This window comes from Actinomyces urogenitalis DSM 15434 (assembly GCF_000159035.1).
Classification (GTDB): Bacteria; Actinomycetota; Actinomycetes; order Actinomycetales; family Actinomycetaceae; genus Actinomyces; species Actinomyces urogenitalis.
This window is the reverse complement of sequence record NZ_DS999574.1, coordinates 1,190,479-1,191,119: the sequence shown is the minus strand read 5'-3', so window position 1 is coordinate 1,191,119 and position 641 is coordinate 1,190,479. Positions and strand designations below refer to the sequence as shown.

Sequence of the window (641 nt, the reverse complement as noted above, 5' to 3'; positions counted from 1 at the left end):
AGGTCATTCAAGACCCGGCTCGTCCGCATCGGTCACGAGGGCGCGCTCTTCGGCAACGACGAGCACCTCAGCTCCTTCGAGAACTTCACCGAGAACCTCGTTAACCGCCCATTCGAGGGAATCGAGCGCGTCTTCTCCCCCGCTAATAGCCTCAGCTTCCCGGTCGTTTACCCGTATGAGCGCCGCGCCACCGATCGGTACAACACCGGCTTCGTCAGCGCCGTGTTCATCAACGATTCGTGCCCATGCGGCGTCCAATGCACCTGGCGTCATGACCCGCACCCGGACGCGATAGGTGAGATCTTGGGTTGTGTGTCGATCGAACCAGTCGTTCGATAATGTCCAAATTGTCATATCTCAAGTGTCAGGCTGCGTTGCTGACGCCGCAACCAGTACGCGACACATTATTGTGGCGCTGGGCGCAGACACCCAACGGCACGAGCTGAGCACGACCGTTGAGGCGACTTCGAACGGTTTGATCGTGGCAACCTGTTGACGTGGCGCACGACGACTACGCCTCACCCCTCGATGAAGTGGACCATCAGGAACTCTCCTGGGTGAACCGGTTCGATTGTGCCGGTATCAGTGGTAGTCGACGAACTCAACGACGTCAGCGCCGGTCATCAGGCTCTTCACAGGTT

At 58.8% G+C, this 641-nt stretch carries 1 protein-coding gene; it reads right to left on the bottom strand.

Going from position 1 to position 641, the window contains the following annotated elements:
* Window positions 1–3: 3 nt before the first annotated feature.
* Window positions 4–354 (bottom strand): hypothetical protein, encoded by a 351-nt coding sequence (locus HMPREF0058_RS12035; protein ID WP_024036856.1) that lies wholly within the window; start codon window positions 352–354, stop codon window positions 4–6.
* Between the last annotated feature and the right edge of the window lie 287 nt (window positions 355–641).

Excerpts from the sequence above, each read along its gene's own strand:
- HMPREF0058_RS12035 (WP_024036856.1), bottom strand. The coding sequence starts at position 354 with ATGACAATTTGGACATTATCGAACGACTGGTTCGATCGACACACAACC.